Source organism: Haloferax chudinovii, assembly GCF_042663345.1.
Classification (GTDB): Archaea; Halobacteriota; Halobacteria; order Halobacteriales; family Haloferacaceae; genus Haloferax; species Haloferax chudinovii.
Map to the genome: position 1 here is coordinate 1 of NZ_JBHTAB010000006.1, position 25936 is coordinate 25936.

At 62.6% G+C, this 25936-nt stretch carries 22 protein-coding genes and 7 pseudogenes; 12 read left to right on the forward strand and 17 right to left on the reverse strand.

Annotated features, from left to right (window positions below; genetic code table 11):
* From ACFQI8_RS11765 to ACFQI8_RS11810, 10 genes and pseudogenes are all read right to left on the reverse strand, one after another.
* A pseudogene (locus ACFQI8_RS11765) lies at positions 1-221 on the reverse strand (GDP-mannose 4,6-dehydratase); the annotation flags it as partial.
* Complete coding sequence (locus ACFQI8_RS11770; protein WP_390244984.1) at positions 202-714, reverse strand: metal-dependent hydrolase; 513 nt, start codon at positions 712-714, stop codon at positions 202-204. The pseudogene ACFQI8_RS11765 and the gene ACFQI8_RS11770, both read right to left, overlap by 20 nt.
* 101 nt (positions 715-815) lie before the next feature.
* A complete protein-coding gene (locus tag ACFQI8_RS11775) occupies positions 816-2099 on the reverse strand; it encodes an outer membrane protein assembly factor BamB family protein (protein WP_390244986.1) in 1284 nt (427 codons plus the stop codon).
* Positions 2100-2226: 127 nt separating this feature from the next.
* Positions 2227-3600, reverse strand: coding sequence for an ATP-binding protein (locus tag ACFQI8_RS11780; protein WP_390244988.1), 1374 nt, complete (start codon positions 3598-3600; stop codon positions 2227-2229).
* A 265-nt stretch (positions 3601-3865) separates the two neighbouring features.
* The gene (locus ACFQI8_RS19485; protein WP_465261714.1) at positions 3866-4318 is read right to left on the reverse strand and encodes a DUF8071 domain-containing protein; all 453 of its coding nucleotides are present in this window, start codon (positions 4316-4318) and stop codon (positions 3866-3868) included.
* Positions 4319-5101: 783 nt separating this feature from the next.
* Positions 5102-6274: an outer membrane protein assembly factor BamB family protein gene (locus ACFQI8_RS11790; RefSeq protein WP_390244992.1), complete on the reverse strand. Its 1173-nt coding sequence runs from the start codon at positions 6272-6274 to the stop codon at positions 5102-5104.
* A gap of 149 nt (positions 6275-6423) precedes the next feature.
* Positions 6424-7350 (reverse strand): annotated as a pseudogene (locus tag ACFQI8_RS11795) (IS630 family transposase).
* A gap of 108 nt (positions 7351-7458) precedes the next feature.
* Positions 7459-7736: pseudogene (locus ACFQI8_RS11800) on the reverse strand (IS6 family transposase); the annotation flags it as partial.
* A gap of 63 nt (positions 7737-7799) precedes the next feature.
* A complete protein-coding gene (locus ACFQI8_RS11805) occupies positions 7800-8249 on the reverse strand; it encodes a toxin-antitoxin system TumE family protein (protein WP_390244994.1) in 450 nt (149 codons plus the stop codon).
* A pseudogene (locus ACFQI8_RS11810) lies at positions 8250-8693 on the reverse strand (DUF7342 family protein); the annotation flags it as partial.
* Here ACFQI8_RS11810 and ACFQI8_RS11815 point away from each other — a divergent pair.
* Positions 8679-9494, forward strand: a pseudogene (locus tag ACFQI8_RS11815) (transcriptional regulator TrmB); the annotation flags it as partial. The pseudogenes ACFQI8_RS11810 and ACFQI8_RS11815 overlap by 15 nt on opposite strands.
* A gap of 33 nt (positions 9495-9527) precedes the next feature.
* On the opposite strand, the pseudogene ACFQI8_RS11820 reads toward ACFQI8_RS11815, so the two are convergent.
* Positions 9528-9940 (reverse strand): annotated as a pseudogene (locus ACFQI8_RS11820) (PadR family transcriptional regulator).
* 104 nt (positions 9941-10044) lie between these two features.
* Positions 10045-10845, reverse strand: a complete 801-nt coding sequence (locus ACFQI8_RS11825) for a DUF8170 family protein (RefSeq protein ID WP_390244996.1) — start codon at positions 10843-10845, stop codon at positions 10045-10047.
* A 115-nt stretch (positions 10846-10960) separates the two neighbouring features.
* Between ACFQI8_RS11825 and ACFQI8_RS11830 the strand changes: the two genes are divergently transcribed.
* From ACFQI8_RS11830 to ACFQI8_RS11840, 3 genes and pseudogenes are all read left to right on the forward strand, one after another.
* Complete coding sequence (locus tag ACFQI8_RS11830) at positions 10961-11449, forward strand: helix-turn-helix domain-containing protein (protein ID WP_058365185.1); 489 nt, start codon at positions 10961-10963, stop codon at positions 11447-11449.
* A gap of 167 nt (positions 11450-11616) precedes the next feature.
* Complete coding sequence (locus ACFQI8_RS11835) at positions 11617-12858, forward strand: RNA-guided endonuclease InsQ/TnpB family protein (protein WP_390244998.1); 1242 nt, start codon at positions 11617-11619, stop codon at positions 12856-12858.
* A gap of 18 nt (positions 12859-12876) precedes the next feature.
* Positions 12877-13860: pseudogene (locus ACFQI8_RS11840) on the forward strand (zinc-binding dehydrogenase); the annotation flags it as partial.
* 164 nt (positions 13861-14024) lie between these two features.
* On the opposite strand, the gene ACFQI8_RS11845 reads toward ACFQI8_RS11840, so the two are convergent.
* Positions 14025-15335 carry an aspartate aminotransferase family protein gene (locus ACFQI8_RS11845; protein WP_390245000.1) on the reverse strand — a complete coding sequence of 437 codons (1311 nt, stop codon included), beginning with the start codon at positions 15333-15335 and terminating at the stop codon, positions 14025-14027.
* 258 nt (positions 15336-15593) lie between these two features.
* Between ACFQI8_RS11845 and ACFQI8_RS11850 the strand changes: the two genes are divergently transcribed.
* Together ACFQI8_RS11850 and ACFQI8_RS11855 are read left to right on the forward strand one after the other, a co-directional pair.
* On the forward strand, positions 15594-16973 hold the full coding sequence (locus ACFQI8_RS11850; RefSeq protein WP_390245002.1) for an NAD-dependent succinate-semialdehyde dehydrogenase: 1380 nt from the start codon (positions 15594-15596) through the stop codon (positions 16971-16973).
* A gap of 276 nt (positions 16974-17249) precedes the next feature.
* On the forward strand, positions 17250-18662 hold the full coding sequence (locus ACFQI8_RS11855; protein ID WP_390245004.1) for an APC family permease: 1413 nt from the start codon (positions 17250-17252) through the stop codon (positions 18660-18662).
* Between the two features lie 130 nt (positions 18663-18792).
* Here the strand turns inward: ACFQI8_RS11855 and ACFQI8_RS11860 are convergent, their stop codons facing one another.
* From ACFQI8_RS11860 to ACFQI8_RS11875, 4 genes are all read right to left on the reverse strand, one after another.
* Positions 18793-19287, reverse strand: coding sequence for an Lrp/AsnC family transcriptional regulator (locus tag ACFQI8_RS11860; protein ID WP_390245006.1), 495 nt, complete (start codon positions 19285-19287; stop codon positions 18793-18795).
* Between the two features lie 124 nt (positions 19288-19411).
* Positions 19412-19753, reverse strand: coding sequence for a (2Fe-2S) ferredoxin domain-containing protein (locus tag ACFQI8_RS11865; RefSeq protein ID WP_390245008.1), 342 nt, complete (start codon positions 19751-19753; stop codon positions 19412-19414).
* On the reverse strand, positions 19753-20589 hold the full coding sequence (locus ACFQI8_RS11870; protein WP_390245010.1) for a CbtA family protein: 837 nt from the start codon (positions 20587-20589) through the stop codon (positions 19753-19755). The genes ACFQI8_RS11865 and ACFQI8_RS11870 overlap by 1 nt, the downstream gene beginning before the upstream one ends.
* Positions 20590-20591: 2 nt before the next feature.
* The gene (locus ACFQI8_RS11875; RefSeq protein ID WP_042664716.1) at positions 20592-20777 is read right to left on the reverse strand and encodes a CbtB domain-containing protein; all 186 of its coding nucleotides are present in this window, start codon (positions 20775-20777) and stop codon (positions 20592-20594) included.
* Positions 20778-20947: 170 nt separating this feature from the next.
* Here ACFQI8_RS11875 and cbiT point away from each other — a divergent pair, with 170 nt between their 5' ends.
* From cbiT to cobJ, 6 genes are read left to right on the forward strand one after another with little or no spacing between them, the layout of a single operon-like run.
* Positions 20948-21502 (forward strand): precorrin-6Y C5,15-methyltransferase (decarboxylating) subunit CbiT, encoded by a 555-nt coding sequence (cbiT, locus tag ACFQI8_RS11880; RefSeq protein ID WP_390245013.1) that lies wholly within the window; start codon positions 20948-20950, stop codon positions 21500-21502.
* Entirely contained in the window at positions 21499-22206 is a 708-nt protein-coding gene (locus ACFQI8_RS11885; RefSeq protein WP_390245014.1) for a cobalt-factor II C(20)-methyltransferase, read from the forward strand. Before cbiT ends, ACFQI8_RS11885 begins: the two co-directional genes overlap by 4 nt.
* A complete protein-coding gene (gene cobM / locus ACFQI8_RS11890) occupies positions 22203-23048 on the forward strand; it encodes a precorrin-4 C(11)-methyltransferase (protein ID WP_390245016.1) in 846 nt (281 codons plus the stop codon). Before ACFQI8_RS11885 ends, cobM begins: the two co-directional genes overlap by 4 nt.
* Positions 23045-24037 carry a cobalt-precorrin 5A hydrolase gene (gene cbiG, locus ACFQI8_RS11895; RefSeq protein ID WP_390245018.1) on the forward strand — a complete coding sequence of 331 codons (993 nt, stop codon included), beginning with the start codon at positions 23045-23047 and terminating at the stop codon, positions 24035-24037. The genes cobM and cbiG overlap by 4 nt, the downstream gene beginning before the upstream one ends.
* Positions 24034-24906, forward strand: a complete 873-nt coding sequence (locus tag ACFQI8_RS11900; RefSeq protein WP_390245020.1) for a precorrin-3B C(17)-methyltransferase — start codon at positions 24034-24036, stop codon at positions 24904-24906. The genes cbiG and ACFQI8_RS11900 overlap by 4 nt, the downstream gene beginning before the upstream one ends.
* A 3-nt stretch (positions 24907-24909) precedes the next feature.
* A complete protein-coding gene (gene cobJ / locus ACFQI8_RS11905; RefSeq protein ID WP_390245022.1) occupies positions 24910-25935 on the forward strand; it encodes a precorrin-3B C(17)-methyltransferase in 1026 nt (341 codons plus the stop codon).
* Position 25936: the final 1 nt, after the last annotated feature.

A 25936-nucleotide genomic window follows, 5' to 3' on the forward strand; every position in this document is an offset into this window, starting at 1 on the left:
TCTTTGGGTTCGTTTTCGGGGACCGGGACGGTTCTGGGGTGTCCGTAGATTGCCGCGCTTGACGCGAGAACGACTCGCGCGTCTTCTCGCCGGGCCGACTCGAGAAGTCCGAGCGTCGCAGTCGTGTTCACAAAATGGCATCTAAACGGGTCATCGACGGACTTACTCACGCTCACTTTCGCCGCTTGGTGGAAGATGAGGTCAGCTGTGTGCAGTGCGCGCCCGGAGATACCACCCTATCGCGACGAGTGTGAGGAGACCGAACTGGACAAAGAGCACTGGCGAGGGGTCTAACGCTCGAAGTCGGGGGAGCAACGTGAGTTCCGTACCGTAGTCCACGGCTGGGAGTGCAGGCCAAAGGAAAAACGTCGCGTAGTAGCGTTCGCCATCGAGCAATGGCGGGATAATGTCACCGACGATGTGCGTGAAGTACCCAAAGAGAAAGGCGAACACCGCTTCATCTCGGTCCACTCTCCACCCGATCTGAGTGAGGACAACCGCGACGAGAAAGAAGGTGAAGATGGAGTGAGCAAGCGACCGGCCAGTTGGTAACACACCGACGTACCATGCGAGCGGTTTGTCAACCAGGTCCGGGAACTGCGTACCGAGCGTGAGCGACAGTCCGACGCTGACCCGTGAGGTGCCCAGCTGTCGTATTCGACGATAGCCGAAGTACGCGAAAGCACCGAATAACAGGTGTCCCCAAGGCCACATCAACGTAGATTGGGCGACCGGTGAACTATGTAATGCGCTCGCTACCCAGTCTCGCCGGTGACGAATCCCCTCTCAGCGGACACCGGACTCGTGACCGGAAATCACTGCAGCGAATAGACCGTACCCTTCGCAGACCCGACGTAGGTCTGAGTGCTATCAGCCGAGAGGTCAGTGAGTTGGGTTCCGTCCTCGAACGCCCACTGTTGCTCACCTGCCGTTACATCGAGCGCGAACTTGAATCGGTTCCGTGGGTCGTCTCTCCTCCACGAGTCGACGTACAACGAGTCACCTATCGTTACAGACGGGACCACACCCTCGACACCCTCGTTGGGGGACCACGTCCAACTGAGAGTACCGCCCTCAGTATCGAACGCTCGCACCGTTCCTCCACCGGCAAAGAGAACATCGTCCTGAACTGGCACCCGTGGGACGAACCCCGACTCGTCTGCCTGCCACTGTTGTTCACCACTTTCCGGGTCGAATGCGGCGATGTGTTGGCCACCGACATAGAGGGTGCCACTATCGAGCGTCGTCGACGTCGCGACCCAGTCGTCGTGACTCCACGTCTCCACACCCGTCTCGCTATCCAGCGCAATGAGTTTTCCACGGGTATCGCCCTCATCGGCAACGAAACAGACTGTTTCGTCGGTCGCTACAATTGTCTGGTACGAATAATCTTCGACCGCTGCAGTCCACCGCTGCTCACCGGTTGCTGTATCGTACGCATAGAGGCGGCCGTACGTGGGGACGTAGATCGTCTCAGTAGTCAGTCCGCCAGAGGGGTCGCCAATCTCTCCGGACCACCGCTCTGCTCCGTCAGCAACAGAGAGCGCGTAGAGTGTCTGACCGGCCTCCTCAATCGCATCGTCTTCGGTCCCGACGTACAGCACATCCTCGGTGACGCCGAGAATCTCCAGCCACCATGCTTCGGGACTGAACGTCCACTCCACGGTTCCGGTTTCGGCGTTGAGGGCGACTACGCCGTGGTTCTCGAACAAATCGTTCTTTCCAACAATAACGAACACCGTCTCGCCGACGTGGACCGGCGAACCACGGAGTTCGGTGTCCGCGTCATACGACCACTGTTTGCTTCCGTCAGTAGTGTGCAGCGATTCAAGGGATCCGGACTTCGTTCCCACGTAGAGACTCTCTCCCGTACTCGTCGGGGGAGTCGTGATTTCTGACCCGACCGTTTGCCGCCAGACGACTGGGGAGTCTGGCTGCGTGGTTTGGGTACGTGCGGTCGTCTCCGTTCCCGTTTCTGTCCGGGTTTCGGTCTCTGTCGTCGTCTCTGCAGGCACCTCGGAACCAAGACAGCCAGCAGTTCCGAGCCCAACGGCGGCGGCACAAGCACGAAGGAATCGGCGGCGGTGAGAGGAGGGCATCTACTAGCAGTTTCGTGTTGGCTGTTAGATATTTTGTGGTCGGCTGATGGGATGCAGCGGCGTACGGCATCAGCGTATGTTGAACAGCGAACCGGTCGTCCCGTACGGAGGACAAAAACGTGGGACTCTACTCGAACAGCGCCAACACATCTGCCGGGGTGAATAGATGGACATCCTCACGCTGTGCTGCACGCTCCACGAGTCCGTCCGTGAAACCGGACCGCGAAAAGAGCCCGTACGCAACGTCTCGGTCGGAGCCTTGCCAACGCACGTCCGGTTCAGTCGCTTCGAGGTCGTCTAGGAGTGACCGGCCAACGGGGCTAGTGGTCCATTTGCATTCGCCGAGAAATAGCGACTTCGTTTGCGGATTCAATCCGACCACGTCGATTTCTTGCTCGCTGTACCACCAGCGACCGACTCGGGAACTGGAAACTGGGAACGACGGCGCTCGGGCGGCTTGTCGGCAGACCTCTTCAAACGCGAAGCTCGTGTGCGTCGGTACTGTTTCAGCAATCGATTCTCGGACAGGTTCCGTTCGCCCTTGTTCGAGTGTTCCCCGGTTCGGCGAGACGTAGCGGAACCAAAACCGGACGAACTGGTCAGTCAGTTTGTAGACACCGCGTCCGTCGGGATCTGTGACCGGCGTTTCGCGCTCGACGAGCGCTAACTGAGTCAGGTTTTGGAGATACCGTGAGATGCCGCTTGCCTTCTTATCGATGCTATTCGCGATATCGGTCACACGAGTTGCACCGTTGGCAATCGCCTCAAGAATCGCCATGTAGGTGGTCGGTTCCCGGAGTTCCTGTCGGAGAAGGAATTCGGGTTCCTCGTAGAGGAACGCACCCTTGGAGAGGATGTGCTGTTCGATGTTCGAAAAGAGGTCTTGAGTCCCGTCAAATTGCTCTAAGTACGCCGGCACCCCACCGAGAACGCTGTACGTCTGGATTATCGCATCAGCATCATACCGAGGGAAGAATTTCGAGACGTCACCGATGGTGAGCGGTTCGAGTCGCCACTGTCCAGTTCGACGTCCATAGAGTGGACTCTCGTAACTCAACACGCCTTCTTCCATCATCGATATCGACGAGCCGAGGAGGACGATCGAAATGTCTGTGTCAGCGAGCACCTCGTCGACGATAGTCTGGAATACCGACGGGATGGTCTCGTCCTCCCCTACGAGATAGGAAAACTCGTCTAACGCGACGACAAACGGGCCGTCAGCCCGTCCCTTGAGATATCGAAACGCATCCAGAAACGTGTCCACATCGGGTGGAACATCGTCGAAGTGATCCGCGCACTGTCGTGCAAACTGCGTTGCATTGTGTTGCGGTCCTCGCTGGTCGCAAAGGTAATATTGGGTCTCCTGTTCGAGCGAATCGAGTGCTGTCGTCACGAGCGTCGTTTTCCCAACTCGACGGCGGCCGTACACAACGAGAAACTGCCGGTCATCTCGTTTGAGATGTGAGGTCAGCCATTCTAATTCCCGCTCTCGGTTAATCATTATGCAGTAGATTATATTATCCCGTGCATAAAGATTGTGATGAGGCGTGACGCAGCCTGGTGCGCCCCGCAGCCATCGGGAGCGGAAAAACACCGTCGTCGTCGATGTGGACCTCGACGAGCGGCCGGACACGGATGTGAGTTCGGGGACTGCATAGAACGTAACTTGGCTCGGCTGTAGCCAAGACAGGGTTCGCGCGTACCGTATCATCGTGCTTCCGACGTCGAACCGTGGAGACGAAGTTCAAGTAGAAACGAGCTACGGGCTACGCTTTCGAGGGCATACCGTTGCGACGGCGGCCGAACAGACCGCTAATTTTCCGACTGATCGTTCCGAGCGTGAACCCGACCGTCCCGAGGGCAATACCGAACAAGCAGGCGAGGAATACGGCAGTTCCGAGGGTCTCCAGCGGACCGACTGTCTCGAAGTGCATCCCCGTCGCACCGAAGAGTCGGTGGAGGATTGTGGGCACTAACCCGGAATTTCTGGCGGCGAAAGCTGCAGCGACCGCGACCAGCACGACGATGCCAATGACCGCAATCGCGTTCGGATCCGTCACGTTTAACCTCCCCAGAACCCACTGTTCAACGCGACTGTAGCCGTACGTTGCGGCCACCAACGGTCCGGTCACGATCGCCGCTATCGGGGCCGAGAGGACCGCCGCAACTGAGGTCCTCCGTCGTCGGCCGACTACCCCGTGCCAGATTCGCTTGAGCAGAGGTCGACTCGTAACGGTTCCTTGTAACCACGTGTATAATACCGAGGTGGCAGCGACGAGTTTCCCGAGGGCGACTCTACCGCCGGAGAGTACTGAAGGGCCGTCTCTCTTGGGGCCATGTCAGTACGTATGTATAATCGACATGAAATAGTTTTGGCTTCTGCGAATCATCCCACAACCCTCTTTGGAGACGAACAACCCACTCGTGGATCGGTTCGGAGGAACTGGGGCCTGTAGAGAGGACTTCGCCATTGCGAATGACGTACCGCTTCACCAGCAGCAGGAGGCGATGGTTCGTTAGTTCCGGATCGGTCGAGACGGCTCTGTTGGAACCCCAGCAGGAGTCACACTTTGGCTTGCCGTGGACGGTACAGAGGATGAGTCTATCAAAAAAGAATATGAACTGACGGTTTCAATCGAGAGACATGAGTGACCGCTCTCAATCGAGAAATCTGAGTGATAGTGCGTTTGACTTCAGTCTTCTTCTCGTTTTATTCGGAGGTTTCTTATCTCGGGTCGAGACCTATTCGCGGCGGATTCAAACGCGTTTGGTCAAATTGGACTCCTGATTATGGTCCTGGGAGTGAGTGTCGGGTTCGTTGGCCTCGCCGGTGATCTGTCTTCATGAACGAGGACGGTGTGATATGTAGGGCGGCTGCGAGATACGCAATACTCAGCGAGCGGTTGTTTCAGGCAATACGTATCTGAAGAGGAGAGTTTCAAGAGGGCCGTCGAGGCGCATCTCTAATGGAAGACGCCGAAGCACGACTACGGGGGAGATTCCTAGCTCTCTCCGAGTGCAACCACGCTTCCGTCTGACTCGGGTGAGAAAATTGCCTCAGGAGTCACGATTACACGACCCGCACCACCTGGGGTCGTGCTCCACCGCTCGTCCCCGGTTGCCCGAGATAACGCGACAAGCCGTTTTTCGCTTCGGATGAGTACCGTCTCGCCGGCGACAGTCGGAATTCCCACCCGCTCTCCGGGAGGTTCGTACGTCCACGCGTCCTCCCCATTCCAATCGATCGCCTGGACCGTGTCTCCGGCGGACACGTACAGGTGTTGACTGTCGACCGCGATCTGTTGCACCCCAGCATCGGGGATGTTGAACGACCATTGGCGTGTTCCATCGGTGTCGAACGCCGTCACGAGTTGATGACTCTGCACGACGACACCCTCGGGATGGGCTACCGGCCCACCAGTCACCGTGCGTGTAGATTCGACCCATTCTTTTTCGCCTGTTGTGGCGTCCAGCGCAACGAGGCCGGTCTTTCCTGACCGCGAGCCGAGGTAGAGCGTCCCATCGAGAACGGCGACTGGTTCGGTGAATGTTCGCCCACCAGCCTCCGCATCGACGTTGTGTGACCACCGCACAGACCCGTCCCCGACTGAGAGAGCGTGGACGCGACCGCTCCAGTCGGGGACGTAGACGACTCCGTCGGCAATCGTGGGTGGGGCAGTGAGTCTGGCGTCGATGTCGACGAGCCAGTCCTCGTCACCGTACCGCGTCTGGAAGCCGATGATACGACCTTTTTCGAGCGCCCGCTTGGCCGTCACGACGATGTGATCACCACGTACTGCGGGTGGTCCGTTCGGCTCCGACCGAAGTGGCACCTGCCATCGTTCCTCGCCGGTTGCCGCGCGCAACGCGTGAATCCGATACCGATGGCGTGCCGTATCGGAGATCGCGTCGACGGGAAGGTAGAGGTGCCCAGCGCTGATAGCTGGTGTGCCAGTGGCCCGTACCTGACTGAGGTCGGTTTGCCAGACCGTCTTCGGGTCCGTCGGACCAGACGCCGCCCGTCGAGTATGACCGGGATTTCGACCGCTCATCGGCCACGTTCCGGTGACGTCTCCGAAATCTCCCGAGGGGCGAGACGGCGAGAGACAGCCAGCAAGCGCAATACTTGTGGAGCCGAGGGTTGTGAGGAGTTGGCGGCGCGTGTGGGAGGGCATGAGGGCGGGTTCTTTCCGAAAATACGTTAATTCGGGGGTGATATGCTGCTCGAAAGTCGAAATCGCGTATGTGTAGCGGCTGCCGCACTGGCCTAATCCGATTTGACGTCGTCCAGATAGGGTTTCAACAGAGCCAGATATAGTAGTTATTAGAAGTAGTTACTCACTTTTGCGATCGAAAGTTGCTCGAGAGCAGTGTCAATCACCGTCGTTAACTCGTCGAGTGAGTCGAAGAACCGGTTGCTCAGAGCTGCTTGGAGCTGTCTCCAACACTCTTCGACCGGGTTCAGCTCCGGCGAATACGATGGAAGCGTAACGAACTCGAGGTCGTCACGGGCCGCTAGGTCCGTGACGGCCGACGCCTGAAAGTACGGCACTCCGTCCAGCACTACGAGCAAGTCATCTTTGAATTCTTCACATAGTGCTAAAATAAAATGTTTTGCGTGATCGGCAGTAACGTACTCTTCGAATCGCGAGAAGAAGCGATCACCGTCCTCGGTGATCGCGCCCAGCAGACACGTCCAGTCGCGTTGGCCAGAGAGTTCGACAGAGGGCCGCGTGCCGCGTGGTTTCCGCGCGGCACGCGGCTCAACTTGCACAGATCTCTTGGTTTGATCGATACAGACTACGGTGGCGTCCATCTCCCGCCGCTTTTTTTGAATTTGTCGTAGAACTCTTCTCGTTCGTCTTCGTCAGCTTCAGCGGCTGTCCGGCGTGGTTTCTGATAGCTCAATCCCGCCTCTTTCAGCAACCGCCGGCACGTCAATCCCCACATTTTCGGGTGGCTCGTGGACCGTCTCTTCGAACTCTTCTTGCTGTGTTTCTGAAAGTTTTCGCTTTCTCCCAGTTCGTTTATCATCGACTACGGCGTGCTCAAGCGACTCGTCGGTATCGAGTCGCTTGAGCCAACCGTAGATTGTCCGCCGCTCAACGTCATACCACTCGGCCAACTCGGTTTGAGTCACACCGTTTTTGTACGCGATAGCCGCCAACAGCCGCTGTGTCGGCTTCTTTCCTTCAACGTTGTCGAGGGAGGCTTGCAATTCCTCGACAGAGATCTTGTCGAGATGATCCACTGCCTGTTGCAAGAGTCTTCGAGGTGAAAATTCTAATGGCTACTATAGACAGTGACGTACGTGTAATTTGTTTGGTTCGGAATCGAGAGCAACGTACAGCCAGTATTACTCGTCATTGAGTCGAATCACGGTCTCATCGACCGCAACGTGATTCGGGAATCAACCATTGTCGGGCTGTAAATCTTCCTTGTGTACCCAATTGTGAACGGTGACATGTGCCCGTTCGACACCAGATACATCAAGAATAAGAACAGTATTTGAAATAGACAGTTCTGCAGGTGGAGCTGAATACTGGGCTTCATCAGCAGCTGCGGTATCGCTTCTCGTTCCACAAACTCTAACTCAATCTGGCCGAGACTATCGTCAAAGCGAGCTCGGGCATAAATCACTCGCAAAACGCTCCGCCTCAACTTTCAACCCTTATCTGAATACCACCCTTCATCACGAGATCATTGTGACGACCATAGTGTCTCTATGCGTTGCTCTATCGCCGTGAGGATGGTGGAGTATACTTCGAGTGGATGGAGCGACGGGAGTTCGAGGTCGGTAATTTCGGTGGCAGACGGTGGCTTGTGGAAGTGCAACCGGGTGTTGTGCGCGTTCGGGTGCCAGTCCCAGCGACACTCCCAGTGTATCCCGTCCTCGTGCTCTTCGACGTAGTGGACTGAGAAATCGCCAGTCGTGAACCATCGGATGTCGAGACGGGCCGCTGTTACTGTGTCAGGATATCGTCCAGCGTCGAGCAGTCCACGAAGCAGTCGAGGTTCGTATGAATCCGGGTCGAACGCAGTCTCGGCGATGAGCGAATCCGACGATAGGTATCGCTCCAGCAGGCGCAACGTCTGTCGATCCGGTGGACCCGTTGAGTGTGGGGCCGGATCCTCCGGTGGCTGACTCATTTACGCTGGAATCAGATGCCCGTCGTTCTGGGAGAGCTGGCGAGCAAGTTCGTACAGCCGGATATCCCGAATCACGCCCTGCCACTCGCTGATGTCGGTCATCCGCTCGTGAATGGTTTCGTGGCTATCGTGATCAAACACATTGACAGCCGTTGGGTCTGTCGTCTCGAACTGCGCTTCGTATTCCGTTCGCTGGGCTTCAAGCGCCTCCACGCGGTCGATGATCGCTTCGAGAGAGAGCTCGGCTGCGATTCGACTGGCGTCCTGCCATTCGAGATACCCCTCGTTACGTTCGTATGTTGCTGGGCGGCTGTCGCTATCGGCTCGAGCGATGCCCATCTCCGCCAAGCGGTCGAGGTGCTTTTTGGCGGCATTCGGAGAGCACTCGGCAAGCTCAGCGATCTCGGTGTAGGCAGTCGGTGAGGTAACGCCGAGGACGACCTCGTCGAAAAGGGACTCGTCTACACGGAACGCGATGGCCGGCGAAAACGAGTCGTCCCGTCGGATGCTCGCGCCGTCGAACTCTATCGGGACCTCGTCCGCCAGCACTCCCACATCGAGTTCCCCGAACTGCTGACCGGGAAGACACTCGAGGTACTGTACTACCTCGACCAGCCGCGAACCGTCTCCGAGATTGCCGCCCGGAGCGACAACTACCGCAACACGGTTAACCGCGTCCTCAAGCGGTTTCGTGACCGTGGTCTCGTCGGGACGGCCGACGGCCGCTATGACTTCAACGCCGATTTCGACCGTCTCCACGAGTTCGCCCGTGAACTCGCACACCATCTGCATCGCCAACGCCTCGAAGCCGTCGCCACGAAGGGCACGATTCTCTGGGAGGACTACGACGAATTCCTCACCCAGACCGAGACGGAGATCGATGTGGAGGGGTTCCACGAAACCGGCCTCTCTCGGTTTGCCGTGTTTGACCTTCAGTTTCTGCTCACCAGCCACCGCTACTACCTCTTCTCCGAGGAACTCGACGTAGTCTCTCCGGCGGAGCTGTGCTGTCACACGCTACTCATCGACGACGGCAGCCGCCACCGCTCGTACTGTCTCCTCCTGCTCAGCCACGTCGACGTCGACGAGGACGACCTCCGAGAGCAGGCGGCGAAGTACGACCTCGAAGACGAAATCGACGCTCTGCTCCGCTACCTCGAGACGCACGGCGAGGTCGACGACGACCGGCTCCCTGAGTGGTCCGAGTTCCAGAAGCTGGCGGCTGACTACGAAATCGAACAGTGATCAAGTGCTGACACGGAGCCGATTCTGCAGGAGTTACGCGCCGTCCGGCCGGGGGGCGTTCTGGTACTTGACCATCTTCTCGGGCTTGTCAGCGATAGTGTCGTAGATTTGCTGGAGCGTCTCCTCCGCGGCAAGCAGGTTGTGCTCGTCGAGGAAGGTTCGGCCTCCCTCTGTGAGCCCGTAGAATTTCCAGGGTAGCCCTGCCGGCGCTGATCGTCATCGAGAGCGACCTCTTTGACGATACCTGCGTCGATAAGCTTCTGGATGTGTTTGTAGACAGTAGCGTCGCTCACGCTGGGGTTGAGTTCCTCGAGTTCGTACATCGCGGGGAGTTGCTCGGGATGCTGGAGGATATTGTTGATCAGCGCGAACCGCGTCTGTTGGGTAACGAAGTGGACGAGCTCGTGGGATGTCGTGTCGTCGCCGACACTCCAACCAGCGTTCATAACGATGTGTTCAACCGGGCGTAGTAAAGTAGTTTACTCGAGAGTAAACTACCAAATCGACTCACTCTGATGGGTGTGTAGCCGAGCGAGGAGGGTAGGCTCGTTCACCGTTCCCCACTTGCTTCCCACTCCGGACGCGGTGTTGGGGACGGGAGGCCGCCAACCACAGTACGGAGTTCCTCCTCTGTCGTCCACGGGAAGCACCGATTGTGGAGTTCGAATTTGCGGAACTTGTTGAGATGGACCCAGCTGTACGTCGCTGGCTCTACTCCCTTATTTAGCCGCTCGTCGATCACATCCCAAACCTCCTGTTCGTCGATGTCAAACCCGCTCTCTCGTGCGCGATCAACAAGCGAATCAACCTTTGATTGGACTTCATCCCCCGACAAATCGTCAGCGAACGCAATCTCGAGAGCGGCCTGAATGACGTGCTGTTTCGAGTCAAGGTTCTCGTCAGTCACCCACGCGTAATCGCGCGGGAACACGTACGACTTGTCGAAATACGGCGGGTCATCGATCTCGCCCAATTCAGGAGCCTCCCCACCACTCTCCTTCTCGAATACCCCGACGATGTAGTCGCTGTAGGTCGCGAGTAACGAAAACATAATATCGAACGTATTGAGCCGGTCAGTCGGGAGTTCGAGGAGATCACCCATGATGAACGGATAGGCACCGAGCTGCTTCGTGAGTTCGTTCTGGACGGCGCGGAGCCGGCGGAGATAGGGGTCGCGATAGCTCCCCAGGATGAAATACGATGTCCGCTGACTCCAGAGGTACGGCAATTCGCGCTGTGTGAACCGCCAAATCTCTCGTTTCTCTGCAGGCTCAAGTTCGATGCCCCCGACGGCCTCGTGAACAACGGTCAGAATGTCCCCAGCGTCCGGCGGAGGGCTTGGGTCGGTCATTAACTGCCGATTCAAACCACACCTCCTTATCCTTTCTGAATCACCTTGGTTTTTTCTGACTTAACCAACTTGGATGGCCCTAACTGTTATAGCGCCCTACCTCGTACCATCACATATGAGCGAAACCGACACTGGCGCGGCCGATGCAGGGCCGTTCGCGGAACAACAGCGGCTGTTCAAGCTGCTGTCCCAGGATACGCGCCATCTCATCATCCAAGAGCTGCTGGGCCACCCCGCACATCTGATGTCGCTCGCCGAACTCGAGTACATGACTGGGAAGAGCCAAGCAGCTATCAAAGATCAGCTGGAGACGTTGATCGACGCCGGGCTCCTCGCACGCTACACATACGAACCAAGTGAGGGAAAACGTGATCTCCCTTCCCAGTTCTACGGGTTCACGGAGCGGGGCGTCGAGATCCTCCACGACTACAAGTATCTCCGTGGCCTCCCGGTCGCACGCGCCCTCTACGAGAACACGCGGAAGACCGAGAAAATCGAGCGCCACGAATCGGCGCCTCGGCCGGAGATTCCGGATGCTGTCGCGCAAGCCCTCGAGTTTGACGAGCCCGATCTCGGCACCGTTGATGGTGGGACAACCCGATAGTTCGTCGGCGAACCACGCTTTCAACTGAAGCGGTAGCGCGGAGTCCCCTTCCTCAACGAACGAGCGAAGCGAGTGAGTAGGGGGGGGGAGGAGCGCGTTCGTATTGGCTACAACCACCAACCTACAAATAGCCACGTATCTACATTGAAACTGTAGCGGATGACTACGTGCGTCGGACAGCAATAACCCGCCTCTCGGTGGACGGTGAGCAACGCGAGTTGCTCGAGGAGACCATCTCCGAGTGGAAACGTGGGTGCCAAATCGCCACCGACATGGCGTGGGGCAGGTGCAACGCGAAAAGCGACGTACAGCCCCTCGCCTACGACGACGTGCGCGAACACACCGGCCTCGGGAGTCAGCACGCGATTCTCGCCACTCACCAGGCCGCAGAGGCCATCACTGGCAGTCTCGAACACCGGTCCAACGGCAAGACGGTGAGCAAGCCGACCTTCACCGCACCCACAGTGACGTACGACACTCGAACTATGACGCTGTTCGATGATGATACGGTGTCGCTCACCACCACGGAGAGTCGCGTCCGGTGTCCGCTTGCGCTCCCCGACGCCGACGATGGCTACCAACGGCAGTACCTCGACTCCGACGAATGGAGCGTCACCGAAAGCACGCTCACTGCCCGCAACGGCGACTACTTTTTACATATCGGCTTCCGCCGACCCAAGACCGATACCGAACGGAACACCGCCGAGGACGGAACGGTCCTCGGGGTCGATCTCGGCATCGAAAACCTCGCCGTCACCAGCACCGCCTCATTCGTCAGCGAGCGGGAGTTGACCCACAACCTCCGCGAGTTCGAGACGGTTCGCGCCGGACTCCAACAGACCGGCACACGAAGTGCTCACCGAACGCTCGAACAGTCGAGTGGCCGAGAACTGCGATACATCCGCGACGTACTCCACAGAGCGTCGAACGCCATCGTGAACGAAGCACGCCGTTATGAGTGCGACGTGATTGCGTTCGAGGACTTGACCCACATCCGCGACCGCACGGGTGCGTCGTGGGGACACAAGTGGGCGTTCCGAACGCTGTACGAGCAAGTTGAGTACAAAGCCGAATCGGAAGGCATCGCGGTGAAACAGGTGGGGTCGGCGTACACGTCGAAGCGGTGCGCCGAGTGTGGATTCACCGCAGACGAGAATCGCCCGACTCGCAACGACTTCCAGTGTGTGAAGTGCGGGTCGGAAGCGAACGCAGATTATAACGCGGCAAAGAATATCGGAATGCGGTATGTCCGTCGGGGCCAACAGTCGTCTCGGCGGACGGGCGACAGTCAGCTTGCCCTAAAGTCTGGAACAGTGACGCTGAGCGGCGGGTTTACCGCCCACCCAGACGGGTTCGAGGCCGAGTTCATGGACAAGCCCCACCCTCCACGAGCGAACCCGCCAGGGTGAGCGAAGTAGGGTGGGGTAGTTGACGAACCGACCGACGTGGTCATCCGCGTCACTCACACCGCCATCTGCGGGTCCGACCTCTGGTTCTACCGCGGCCACGAGGAACACGAGGAGGGCGCCGGGGTCGGCCACGAGCCGATGGGTATTGTCGAGGAAGTCGGCGAGGATGTCACGAGCGTCCAGTCGGGCGACCGCGTACTCGTCCCGTTCGCGTACAGTTGCGGGGAGTGCGAGTTCTGTCGCAAAGGCATTCACACCGCGTGTGTAGACGGCGGATTCTTCGGTCCGCACGGCGACGACAACGGCGCGCAGGCCGAGAAAGTCCGCGTCCCCCACGCCGACGGCACGGTCGTTCGGGTCCCCGAGCGATACGCCGACGACGAAGACACGCTCGAATCGCTCCTCCCGCTGACGGACGTGATGTCGACCGGCCACCACGCCGCCGTCTTGGCGGACCTCGAAGCCGGTGACACCGCGGTCGTCATCGGCGACGGCGCGGTCGGACTGTGCGGCGTCCTCGCGGCGAAGCGCATCGGCGCAGAGCGCATCATCGCGGTCGGCCACCACGAGGACCGCTTAGCGGTCGCTCGGGAACTCGGCGCGACCGACACCGTCTCGTCTCGCGGGCAGGAGGCCGTCGAAGAAGTCCTCGAACTCACCCACGGCGGCGCGAACCACGTCCTCGAATGCGTCGGCGCGGCGTCGGCGCTCGAAACCGCCGCGCAGGTCGCCCGCCCCGGCGGCTCCATCGGCGCCGTCGGCGTCCCGCACGTCGAGTCCGCCGACTTCCTCCAGCCGATATTCTACAAGAACCTCTCGTTCTCCGCCGGCGGCGCGCCCGTCCGGAACTACATCGAGGAGCTCATGGACGACGTACTGCAGGGCACCCTCGACCCGTCGCCCATCCTGACGAAGACCGTCGACCTCGACGGCGTCCCGGAGGGCTATCAGGCGATGGACGACCGCGAGGCCATCAAGGTCATGGTCAAAATCGACGAGTAAGACGCACCCAGACCGACGGTCGGGACGCACTTCCGGCGGAGACGGCCGTTTCAGCAGGGGCCATCCTCCCCGGCTCAAATCCACAACTGTCACCACCGTAAGCCGCGAGACCGAGAGAAATCGAAACGAGGCCGTGAGCGGGTGTCGCGGTCGCCGCAGGCGACTCAGGCCAAGTCGTCCAGCGCGGCGCGGAGCGCCTCGACGGCCTCGCCGAGTTGCGCCTGCGAAATCGTCAGCGGGGGCTGGAAGCGCATGACGTTCTTGTAGTAGCCGCCGACGCCCATGACGACGTTGGACTCCTCGCGGAGGTGCTCGCCGACCGCGGCCGCGAGTTCCTTGTCCGGGGCGGGCGCGACGTGTTGCGGGCCGGTCGTCTCCGAGTCGACGAGTTCGATGCCCTGCATCAGTCCGAGGCCGCGGGCCTCGCCGACCACGTCGTAGTCGGATTCGAGCGTGGCGAGTTCGGCCGAGAGCCACTCGCCGTTCTCGCGGGCGTTGTCGATGATACCGTTCTGGAGTTCCTCGATGGTCGCCAGGGCGGCCGCGCAGGCGACGGGGTTGCCGCCGAACGTCGAGAGGTGGTCGCCGGAGCCGAACGCGTCCGCGATGTCCGCGGGGGCCGTGAACGCGCCGAGGGGCAGGCCGTTGGCGATGCCCTTCGCCTGCGTCAGGATGTCGGGTTCGATGCCGAACTGCTCGCTGGCGAACAGTTCGCCGGTGCGACCGTAGCCGGTCTGGACCTCGTCGGCGATGAGGAGCGCGCCGTGGTCGTGGGCGATGTCCCGCACGCGCTTGAGCCACGCCTCCGAGGGGACGACGATGCCGGCCTCGCCCATGACGGGTTCGACGACGACCGCCGCGAGGTCGCCGCTGGTGTGCGAGCCGATGACCCGTTCGAGCGCGTCGGCGCAGTCCGCACCGCAGGTGTCGCCGTCACAGCGGGGACACCGGTAGGCGTACGGCGGCGCGGTGTGAGCCACGTCGTTGATGGTCGGAGCCATGTCCTGCTTGTAGGCCCTGTTGCCGGTGAGCGCGAGACTCCCGAGGGTGCGGCCGTGGAAGCCCATCTCCAGCGAGATGACCTCCTTCGAGCCGGTGTACTTCCGGGCGAGTTTGATAGCGCCCTCGACGGCTTCGGTGCCGGAGTTACAGAAGAAGGTCTTCTGGAGGTCGCCCGGCGTCACCTCGGCGATGGTCTCCGCGAGGTCGGCCACCGGCCGGTTCGGATGGACGTACGAACAGCCGTGGACGAACTCCTCCAACTGCTCGGTCGCGGCCTCGACGACGGCCTCGTTGTTGTGCCCGACGTTGGTCACCGAGATACCCGAGAACACGTCGAGGTACTCGTTGCCGTCGAAGTCTTCGAGGGTACAGCCGGACGCCCGCTCGACCGGGACGTTCAGCGATTTCCAAATCGGCATGAGGTAGTCGTCGTACGCCGCCTCGACCGACGAGTTCGTCGTCTGTTCTCTCATAGAGACACTGTCTAAACTGAATCCTAATAAATTGTTCTTTATGGGATAATGTCCAAAGTACGTCGGTCGTGTCGGAGCGTGTTCGGTCACGCCAGACTCGAACGTAGCTGGTGGCCCCGTACTCGATTGCGTTCGTCACCGACGTTTTTTGAATACAGTCCGAATAATCGAGTGTTACTGGAACTTTTATCAACATCTGGGACGATGGTGGGGCCATGTGGGAGTCGCGAGCGACCGCCGCGCTCCCGAGAGATGACCATGAAATCCATCAACCCCGCAACCGAGGAAGTCATCGAGACGCACGAGGAGCACGACGAAGCGACGGTCGACGCGCGCTTGGACGCCGCGTGGGACCGGTTCGAATCGTGGCGCGAGACGCCGATTTCGCGGCGGGAAAAACTGCTCGCCGCCGCGGCCGACGTGCTGCGCGAAAACAGCGAGGAGTACGCGACGCTGATGACAGCGGAGATGGGCAAACCCATAGAGCAGGCGGTCTCCGAGGTCGAAAAGTGCGCGTGGGTCTGCGACTACTACGCCGAACACGCCGCCGAGTTCCTGCAGGACGAACACATCGGCACCGTGCCGGGGTCGAAGACCTACGTCTCCTACGAGCCCATCGGCCCGGTGCTCGCGGTGATGCCGTGGAACTTCCCGTTCTGGCAGGTGTTTCGGTTCGCGGCCCCGCACATCACCGCCGGAAACGTCGCCGTCCTCAAGCACGCGCCGAACGTCTTCGGGTGCGCCGACGCCATCGCCTCCGTCTTCGAGCGGGCGGGCTATCCGGACGACGTGTTCACCTCGCTACGGATTCCCGCCGAGCGCGTCGCCGGCGTCATCGAAGACGACCGGGTCCGCGGCGTCAGCCTGACCGGGAGCACCCGCGCCGGGCGGGCCGTCGCGGAGACGAGCGGGCGCGAACTCAAGCCGACGGTGCTCGAACTCGGCGGGAGCGACCCCTTCGTCGTCCTCGACGACGCACCGCTCGAAGCGACCGCGGAGCGGGCCGCGCGGGCGCGAACGCAGAACAACGGCCAGTCGTGTATCGCCGCGAAGCGCTTTCTCGTCCACGAGGCCGTCTACGACGAGTTCGTCGAGCGCTTCACCGAGGAGATGCGCGCGCTGACCGTCGGCGACCCCACCGACCCCGAGACTGACGTGGGGCCGCAGGCCCGGGCGGACCTCATGGAGACGCTCCACGAGCAGGTCGCGGCGTCCGTGGAGGCCGGCGCGACGCTCCGCCTCGGCGGCGAACCGCTCGACCGACCGGGCCACTACTACCCGCCGACGGTGCTGACCGACGTGCCCGAAGACGCGCCCGCGAGGACCGAAGAGCTGTTCGGCCCCGTCGCCACCGTCATCAGAGTCGAAGACGAGGCGGAGGCGGTCCGGGTGGCGAACGACACGCCCTACGGCCTCGGCGCGAGCGTCTGGACGGCCGACGCCGAGCGCGGCGAGGCGCTCACGACGAAACTTACTGCGGGCAACGTCGCCGTCAACCACGTCGTCGCGTCGGACCCGCGAGTCCCCTTTAGCGGGACGAAGGACTCGGGCTACGGGACCGAACTCTCCCGACACGGGATTCGGGAGTTCGTCAACACGAAGACGGTCTGGGTCGAGGACGCGCCCACCGACGAGTAAACGCTCCGACGCCCGGCCCGGCACCCGGAGCAATACCCGACGCGACACCCAACGTAACGCCCTCGACGACGCCCGGAACGCGAATCGAGTGCGGACGCCGTTTCTTTCTGCTCCACGAGTTGACTACTATTCGAACCGGCGGCCGTTTGGCGATTTTCCGGTGACTCGTCGCTCGATTTGTCGTCCCAGATAGTGGGTAACTATTGAACTGTGTTCCTAATAGAGACTAAAAATTGAACACAGTAAGATATATAGTGGGTAAGTTAGAATGTGGTGATGTCACTCATAACCATGACAGGAGAACTCTCACGCGTCCTCTCGAAGCGCGACGTGTTCGTGCTCGCACTCGGCGCGATGATCGGATGGGGTTGGATCGTACAGACGGGGTACTTCATCGACCAGAGCGGCGTCACCGGCGCTATCTCGGCGTTCGTCCTCGGCGGGTTCATGGTGTCCGTCGTCTCGCTCATCTACGGCGAACTCGCCTCGGCGATGCCCTTCGTCGGTGGCGAACACGCCTACAGCATGCGGGCGTTGGGACCGGCCGGCTCGTTCGCCTGTACGTGGGCGATAATCTTCGGGTACGTCAGCGTCGTCGCGTTCGAGGCGGTGGCGCTCCCGAGCGCCCTCGCGTACATCGTCCCCGGGTTCAACGTGTTCGAACTCTGGACGGTCGCCGGCCAGCCGGTCTACGGCACGTGGGTCGCGACGGGCGTCATCGGCTCCGTGGTTATCACGTCCCTCAATTACCGGGGTGTCCGCCCGGCCGCGCAGTTCCAGGCGATTCTCGCGCTCGTCATCACGCTGTCCGGCCTGACGCTCCTCCTCGGCGCGCTGTTCAACGGTACCTCGCCGTCGTCGCCGCCGCTCGCGGGGGCCGGCATCGGCGGCGTGTTCACGGTCGCCATCATGACGCCGTTCATGTTCGTCGGCTTCGACGTGATTCCGCAGGCCGCGGGCGAGGCCGACGTGTCGCCGAAGCTCCTCGGCGGACTCATCGGGCTCTCGGTCGCCTGCGCCGCCGCGTTCTACATCGCCGTCATCTGGGCGGCCGGACAGGTCGCCACGGGCGCGACGCTCGTCGAGAGTTCGCTTCCCGCCGCGACGGCGATGGAAATCGCGTTCGACAGCGTGACCATCGGCCGCATCATGGCGCTGGCGGGCCTCGCGGGCATCCTCACGAGTTGGAACGGCTTCGTTCTCGGTGCCAGTCGCGCCATCTACGCGATGGCCGATTCGAACATGCTCCCCGAGCGACTCGCGACGATTCACGACGACCACGACACGCCGTCGACCGCAATCGTCCTCGTCGGCGGGCTCGCGGCGCTCGCGCCCCTGTTCGGCGAGCAGATGCTCGTGTGGGTTGTCAACGCCGGCGGCCTCGGCATGGTGACGGCGTGGCTCCTCGTCGTCGTCTCGTTCCTCGTGCTCCGCTACCGCGACCCCGACTTCGACCGGCCGTTCAAGCTCCCCGCCGGCTACGCGGTCGGCGCGCTCGGACTGCTGTTGACGGTGTTCTTCGTCGGCCTCTACCTCCCCGGCTCGCCTTCGGCGTTGGCGTGGCCCTACGAGTGGGCGATGGTCGGCGGCTGGTGTCTGCTCGGCGTCGTCCTGCTGGCCGTCGCCGGCGGGCTCCCGACCCGGACGGAGGCCAAGGCGCACCTGAGCGCCCAGCAACTCGAAGACTGATTCGCTTCCGGCGGTCGAAGCGCGGTGTCGGTGCGGATTCAGCAATGATGCGGACGCGGATGCGGGTCGGGCCCGGCCCGGCGCGGCTGCGAATCGTCGCACTCGCGGGTGCGAGTCGGCGCGGACCGCGTTACGACACGTCGGGGAGGAGCGCCGCTTTCAGCTCTTCGAGCTCGTAGTCGTTCAGCGGGTTCGGCTCGTCCTTGATGGTCGTGATGACGAACGTCGAACTCGTCCGCGAAATCTCGTCTATCTCCTCGAACTCGGAGATGAGGTCCTCGACCATGGCGCGCGAGGCGAGGTGCGAAATCAGGACGAAGTCGGTGTCCCCGAGCGTGAAGTACACCTCGTTGACGCCGGGCACCTCGCCGAGTTTGTCGCCGACCTCCTTGTGGTACTCAGAGCCGTACTCGGCCCAGACCTCGGTGATGAGCGTGAGGTTCAGCCCGGCCTTCTCGAAGTCGATATCGAAGATGTCGTTCTTGATGATGCCCTGTTCTTGGAGCCGTTCGAGGCGGTAGTGAACCGTCGACTTCGGGATACCCGTCTCCTCGGTTATCCGGTCGGGGCTCCCCGATTCGAGCGTCCCGATGGCCTTGAGGATTCGAAGGTCCTTCTCGTCCATGGACCGTAATCAGGAGTGCACCGATATTATTGTTCTGCGTTCAACCCCGGTTTCGTCGAGGGATAACGACGAGCCGAGAGTAAGAGAGTGACGAGACGGCCGCCCGAGGTCGTCGGCCCCGTAGTCAGCGTGTGGATCGAACGCCGAGGTTCGACGCGTCGGGGCCGAACTCGTCGGCTAACAACGACGGCACGTCCTCGGGGCGAACGTCCGAGTACCACCGGTTCCGCGGATGGATGGCGACCGCGGCCCCATCGGCGCTACAGAGGCCGAGACAGCTCGTTTCGGCGACGTGGACCCGCGACCAGAAGACGCCACGCTCGCGCAACCACGCCGTCACCGCGTCGTACACCGCCGGGCCGTCGGCCTCGGCACAGTCGGCGTACTCGGAGTCCCGGCTGTTCGTACAGACCAGCACGTGGTCCGTAAAGCCGTGCTCGCGGACCTCGTCGGTTCGGTCGCGCATCAATCGGCCGCGGGAGCCGAGTCCCGGCCCGCGGTCGGAATCGTCGATTCAGACTCGGACTCACTCGACGGGCGGAACCGCGCGTGCGCCGCCGCGAGGACCATCCACAGGAGGACCTGTCCGAACGCGAACAGTCCGGTGAGCCCGGTTTCGAGCGTCGGCGACAGCGCCCCGCGAACCGCGTTTTCGGGAGCGAAGACGGCGAACACCGCGAGCAGGGCGAACGGGGCGGCCGCGCCGACGACGGCCGCGCCGGAGCCGCTCGACTCACGCAGGCGGGTGTAGGCGTAACCCGCCGAGAGGCAAGCGAGCGCGCCGGCGAGCATCATCCCGGCGTAGAGCGGGAGCCGTGTCGACACCGAAAGCGACTGTTCCGCGCCCGGTGCGGCCGGCGGGAGGACCAGCCACGGAGCACCCGAGACGGTGACGAATCCCGCGAGTCCCATCAGGTAGCTCTTGGCGGCGTCGGGACCGGGAATCGCGGGTTCGAGGAAGAAGAAGGCGACCCCGAAGAACGCGCCGCCGAGCACGACGCCCCACAGGCCGCCGGCCGCGACGCTCACGACTTTCGTGACCGCCATCGACACCGCGGTGTCGTGGTGGCCGCCGCCTTCGCCGGCGTGGGTTCCTCCAGAGTCGTGACTGTGAGCGCCGCCGGAGTCGTGGCTGTGAGCGCTTTCGGCCTCGTGGCCGTGACCGCTCTCCTCGACGGCGTCGTGGTTCAGTTCGTCCGCGTAGGCGACGAGGGGGTTGGCGACGACGGCCATGAACAGCCCGAAGACCAGTCCGGCGACCAGTCCCGCCTTCACTCCCCGCGTCAGGTACTCGGCGAACATCCTCAGTGGCAGGCGATGCCGGCCGCGTGGCGGAAGTTATGGAGCGAGTCGTGGACGAGCGGGTCCTGCACGAACAGGAGCGTAAAGCCCAGCGCGGCGATAAAGAGGGCTCCGGCGGCCATCTGCGTGGGTGACAGCTCGGTTCGAGCGCGTTCGATACGACCGTTGACGGTGTTCGCCGTTGCCATGATAAACTCAGATTGAGGAAAACCAAGCACGGTTGTAAAACTTTCGGGAACAAGCGAGGTTGTGTTTCGACAATTTCGATTTAATAACTCGTCGGGTCGATTTTATGAAAGTTGATTTGCTATACTCCAAGCACAATTGTTTTCAAACAGCGCCGGGATTGTCAGGTCGAATGTCACAGGTAACGCTCCCGCACGACGCCAAGGCGGGACCCACGAAACCGGAGGTGAGAGCGGTCACGCTCGACAAACTCGGCCTGCGGACGACGGACCACTTCGTCGACGTCGGCTCCTGTACCGGCTCGGTCACCATCGAGGCGGCCCGGCGGGTCGAGCGCGTGACCGCCGTCGAGCGCAAATCGGACCGGCTGGACGTGACGCGGAAGAACCTCGCGGCGAACGAGTACGACGCCGACGTGACGCTCCGCGAGGCGGAGGCTCCCGACGGGCTTCCGGCCGACGCCGACGCGATGTTCGTCGGCGGCAGTCGGAACTTCGAGGCCGTCCTCGACCACGCCGTCGAGACCGGCGTCGACCGTGTCGTGATGAACGTCTCGCGGGTCGAACCCGCCGGCGACGCCATCGAGGCGTTCCGCGAGCGCGGCCTGCTCTCGGCGGTCGTCCAGATGCAGGTGAGCCACGGTTACGAACTCGCCGGCGCGACGAGTTTCCGGTCGAACAACCCGGTCTACGTCGTTGTCGGCCGACGCGACGCGGAGGGACTGTGACCGTCTACGGCATCGGTCTCGGCCCCGGCGAGGCCGACCTCGTGACCGTTAAGGGGAAACGCCTGCTCGAATCGGCGGCGGTGGTCTACTCGCCCGGCCGGCTCTCCCGGACAGTCGCGCTGAACCACGTCTCCGAGGAGCGCATCGGCGACCTCGACTTCCCGATGACGCGGGACCCCGACGAACTCCGCCGCGCGTGGAAGGAGGCCGCCGCCGAGGTGGCCGCCCGGGCCGAGTCCGAGGACGTGGCGTTCGTGACGCTCGGCGACCCCAACGTCTACTCGACGTTCGGCCACCTCCGCCGCACCCTCGACGCGTTCCATCCCGAAGTCGACCTCGAAGTCGTCCCCGGCGTGAGCGCGATGACGGCCTTCGCGACCGCGCTCGGCGTCGAAATCGAGTCCGGAACCGGGCTCGCGCTCCGCGAGGCCGCCAACGGCTCCGCGCCGACCGGCCCCGACCGGATGATTCTGTTCAAGGTCACCGACGCGCCGGCGACCCACGAGAAACTGACCGACGCGGGCTACGAGGTTCGATTCGGCCGCCGGCTGTTCATGGAGCAAGGCGAGACGGTCGTCACCGACGACCCCGACGAACTCGCCGAACGCGACTACTACACGCTGGCCTACGCCGAGCGCGAGGGCGTCGAGCGCGACGTGGCGACCGCCGAGTTCGACGGCGTCGAATCGGGGGGGTCGGCGTGAGCGCGGACAGCGAGGCGGACACCGGCTTCACCGACGAGGAGGGAATCCCCTTCGTCGGCGCGGGACCGGGCGACCCGGACCTGCTCACCGTCGCCGGGCGGAAGCTCGTCGAGGACGCCGACCTCGTGGTTCACGCGGGGTCGCTCGTCAACAGCGAACTGTTGGACGAGTTCTGCGCCGACGCCGAGCAGGTCAACAGCGTCGGCAAGGACCTCGAAGAACTGATTCCGCTGATGGCCGACGCCTACGAGTCGGGCCGAACCGTCGTCCGACTCCACAGCGGCGACCCGGCGATTTACGGGGCCGCCTTAGAGCAGATGGACGCGCTGGCCGAGGCGGGCGTTCCGAGCTACCTCGTCCCCGGCGTCACCTCGGCGTTCGCCGCGAGCGCGACGCTCCGAACCCAGTTGACGCTGAACGAGGTGTCGAATCACGTCGTCTTCACCCGGCCGCAGGGCCGGACGCTCTCGCCCGAGGAGGACCACATCGGCGACTTCGTCGGCTTCGGCGACACCACGGTCTGCATCTACCTCGGCACCCACGCCGTCTCGGAGACGATGGACCGACTGCTGGACGAGGGTCACGACCCCGACACGCCCGTCGCGGTCGTCTACCACGCCTCGTGGCCGGACGAGGACGTCATCGAGGGCACCATCGAGACCATCGGCGAGCGGGTCGAAGACGCGGGCTACCGCGCCTCGGCGCTCGTCATCATCGGCGAGGCGGTGAACGGCTCGGACTACGAGCGGTCGTTCCTCTACGGCGACTGGGCCCGCGGCGGCGATGCACCGAACGACGAACCCGATTCCGATTCCGAACCGCAGGAGCGTGATACACAATGAGCGATACCGACTCCAACTCTAACACGAACTCCGACACCGACTCCGGAAGCGGCCACTGTAGTACTCCCGACAGCGACGGCGAGGTCGCCGACGAAATCGCCATCGTCAGCTTCGAACGAAAGCTCGACACGGCCGAGAAAATCAAGCGCGACCTCGCGGACGACTACGACCGGATAGACATCCTCACCTACCACGGCGACGTGTTCGCCGACCACTGGGGCGACTACGACTGCTTCGTCGGCCTCATGGCCAGCGGCATCGCCATGCGGAAGACCGCCGGGCTCCTCGACGACAAGTGGGCGGACCCGGCGGTCGTCGTCGTCGACGAGGAACTGACGTGGGCGATTCCGCTCACCGGCGGCCACCACGGCGCGAATCAGGTCGCCCACGACCTCTCGAAGCTCGGGGCCGTCCCGGCGATGACGACCGCCTCGGAGGCCGCGGGCAAGCAGGGCGTCGAGAGCAAGGCGAAGGCGCTCGACTCCCACGTCGTCAACGGCGATTCGACCGTGGCGACGAACCTCGCCGTCCTCAACGACGAACTCGGTCCCGTCGCCCGACTCGACGGCCCGAAGGCGGTCCTCGTCGGCGACGACGTGACCGTCCTGAAGCGCAACGGCGACGACGGCGTCGTCCTCGGAACCGGGAGCGTCTCCGGCGCGAAGGAAACACAGTTCCTGACGGCGTGGGAGCGCGCCCTCGACGACGCCGACCGCGACTGGGACGACGTGGAGTTCGTCGCCACCGGCACGCGGAAGGCGGACGAACCCGGTATGCTCGCCGCCGCCGAAGAAATCGGCGCGGGCGTCGTCTACTTCGAAAAAGAGACGCTGTCCGAGTTCGAGGGACCGACGCCCTCGCGGTCGAAGGAACTCATCGGCTGGCCCGGCATCGCCGAGGCGAGCGCTATCGCCGGCGGCCGCGACCACGAACTGGTCGTCGAAAAGCGGCGCTACGACGACGCCGTGACCGTGGCGGTGGGACGATGAGCGACGGTGACGAGCCGACCGAATCAGCGACCGAACCGGCGTCCGACGGCCGAAACGAGGTCCCGGACGACTACGGGACACTCTACGTCGTCGGCATCGGTCCCGGCCTCCCCGACCACATGACGAAGCGGGCGACAGAACTCATTTCGACCTCGGACTGCGTCGTCGCCTCGAACCTCTATCAGGAGTTCCTCCGCGACGACGGAACCCTCCCACCCGAAGAAAGCGACGAGGGGCCGGAGGTCGTCCGCTCGTCGATGGGAAAGCAGGTCGAACTGACCCGCGAGGCGTTCGAGCGCGTCCGAAACGGAGAGGACGTGGTGCACGTCTCCGGCGGCGACCCCAACGTCTACGGGAAGTCCGACCTCGTGTTCACGATGGCGGAGACGGACGAGGCGACCGACGTGCCGATCGAAATCGTCCCCGGCGTCACCGCGGCGCTCGGCGGCGCGGCCATGATGGGCGCGCCGCTGTCGAACGACTTCTGTACGGTCTCGCTGTCCGACAAGTGGCGCGGCTGGGACGAAATCGAGGAGAAACTGCGCGCGGCCGCCATCAGCGGCTTCGTCATCGTCCTGTACAACTGCTGGCGGAACTACGAACGCGCCATCGACGTGGTCCGCGAGGAGCGGGCCGACGACGTGCCGGTCGGCATCTTCAACGACGCCGGCCGCGGCGAAGCCGGCCGGAATCTGGACGACGAGACGTTCTCGATTACGACCCTCGGCGACGCGAAAGCCCACGACGACGACGTGGGCGGGATGGGCACCTCGATTCTCATCGGCACCCACGAGACCGAACCCTGGAGCAACGACTACGAAACGTATCTCGTCACGCCCCGCGGCGGGCGCGACGTCGACGACTTCTAATCCATGAGCGACTCAGACACGACAACCGAATCGAACTGTGGCGGAGCGACGGCGGAATCGACCGACGCGACCGAATCGGAATCGAACTGCGGCGGGACGAAGACGGAGGCCGAGTCGGACACGACCTCGAAGTGCGGCGCGTCGTCCGCGAAGTCAGACGGCGGGTCGGCTTCGAAGTGCGGCGGCAGTTCGGGCGAATCGAAGCAGGAACAGACCGCCGAGAAGGTCGAAGCGACCATCGAGGACTTCGACGGCGAACCGGGCCAGTTGGTCGCCGTCGGCCTCGGCCCCGGCCGCGCGAGCGAGATGACGACGCTGGCGAAAGACACGCTCCGCGAGGCCGACCACATCGTCGGCTACACGACCTACATCGAACTCCTCCCCGACGACGTCGTCGAGGGCGCGGACGACGTCTACTCGACGCCGATGTGCGGCGAGGTCTCCCGGACCGAGGAGGCGGTCGACCGAGCGCTCGCCGGGAACGACGTGGCCATCGTCGGGAGCGGCGACCCCAACGTCTACGCGCTGGCCGGCCTCGCGCTCGAAATCCTCGAATCGAAGGGCGCGACCGCGAGCATGGTCGAGTTCGACGTGGTCGCGGGCGTCCCGGCGGCGCAGTCCTGCGCGGCCCGGCTGGGCGCGCCGCTCGTCAACGACACCGTGACCATCAGCCTCTCGGACCACCTGACCTCGATGCCGACCATCGAATCGCGGCTTCACGCGGCCGCCAAGGAGGGCTTCACCATCGCCATCTACAACCCGTGGAGCCGCAAGCGCCGGTCGAACTACGAGAAGTGTTGTGAGATTCTCCTCGAACACCGCGCGCCCGACACCCCCGTCGGCGTCGTTCACGGCGCGGGCCGCGACGACGAGGAAGTCGAAATCGTCGAACTCGGCGACCTGCCCGAACTCGGCGAGACCGACCTCGTGGACATGACGACGACCCTGCTCGTCGGCAACGAGGAGACGTACGTCTGGGACGACCGGATGGTGACCCCGCGGGGCTACGAGCAGAAGTACGAGTACTGAG

Bases quoted from the DNA above. Each gene is read 5' to 3' on its own strand.
- ACFQI8_RS11770 (WP_390244984.1), bottom strand. From the start codon at position 714: ATGTGGCCTTGGGGACACCTGTTATTCGGTGCTTTCGCGTACTTCGGC.
- ACFQI8_RS11775 (WP_390244986.1), bottom strand. From the start codon at position 2,099: ATGCCCTCCTCTCACCGCCGCCGATTCCTTCGTGCTTGTGCCGCCGCC.
- ACFQI8_RS11780 (WP_390244988.1), bottom strand. From the start codon at position 3,600: ATGATTAACCGAGAGCGGGAATTAGAATGGCTGACCTCACATCTCAAA.
- ACFQI8_RS11790 (WP_390244992.1), bottom strand. From the start codon at position 6,274: ATGCCCTCCCACACGCGCCGCCAACTCCTCACAACCCTCGGCTCCACA.
- ACFQI8_RS11805 (WP_390244994.1), bottom strand. From the start codon at position 8,249: ATGAGTCAGCCACCGGAGGATCCGGCCCCACACTCAACGGGTCCACCG.
- ACFQI8_RS11825 (WP_390244996.1), bottom strand. From the start codon at position 10,845: ATGACCGACCCAAGCCCTCCGCCGGACGCTGGGGACATTCTGACCGTT.
- ACFQI8_RS11830 (WP_058365185.1), top strand. From the start codon at position 10,961: ATGAGCGAAACCGACACTGGCGCGGCCGATGCAGGGCCGTTCGCGGAA.
- ACFQI8_RS11845 (WP_390245000.1), bottom strand. From the start codon at position 15,335: ATGAGAGAACAGACGACGAACTCGTCGGTCGAGGCGGCGTACGACGAC.
- ACFQI8_RS11850 (WP_390245002.1), top strand. From the start codon at position 15,594: ATGAAATCCATCAACCCCGCAACCGAGGAAGTCATCGAGACGCACGAG.
- ACFQI8_RS11855 (WP_390245004.1), top strand. From the start codon at position 17,250: ATGTCACTCATAACCATGACAGGAGAACTCTCACGCGTCCTCTCGAAG.
- ACFQI8_RS11860 (WP_390245006.1), bottom strand. From the start codon at position 19,287: ATGGACGAGAAGGACCTTCGAATCCTCAAGGCCATCGGGACGCTCGAA.
- ACFQI8_RS11865 (WP_390245008.1), bottom strand. From the start codon at position 19,753: ATGCGCGACCGAACCGACGAGGTCCGCGAGCACGGCTTTACGGACCAC.
- ACFQI8_RS11870 (WP_390245010.1), bottom strand. From the start codon at position 20,589: ATGTTCGCCGAGTACCTGACGCGGGGAGTGAAGGCGGGACTGGTCGCC.
- ACFQI8_RS11875 (WP_042664716.1), bottom strand. From the start codon at position 20,777: ATGGCAACGGCGAACACCGTCAACGGTCGTATCGAACGCGCTCGAACC.
- cbiT (WP_390245013.1), top strand. From the start codon at position 20,948: ATGTCACAGGTAACGCTCCCGCACGACGCCAAGGCGGGACCCACGAAA.
- cbiG (WP_390245018.1), top strand. From the start codon at position 23,045: ATGAGCGATACCGACTCCAACTCTAACACGAACTCCGACACCGACTCC.
- ACFQI8_RS11900 (WP_390245020.1), top strand. From the start codon at position 24,034: ATGAGCGACGGTGACGAGCCGACCGAATCAGCGACCGAACCGGCGTCC.
- cobJ (WP_390245022.1), top strand. From the start codon at position 24,910: ATGAGCGACTCAGACACGACAACCGAATCGAACTGTGGCGGAGCGACG.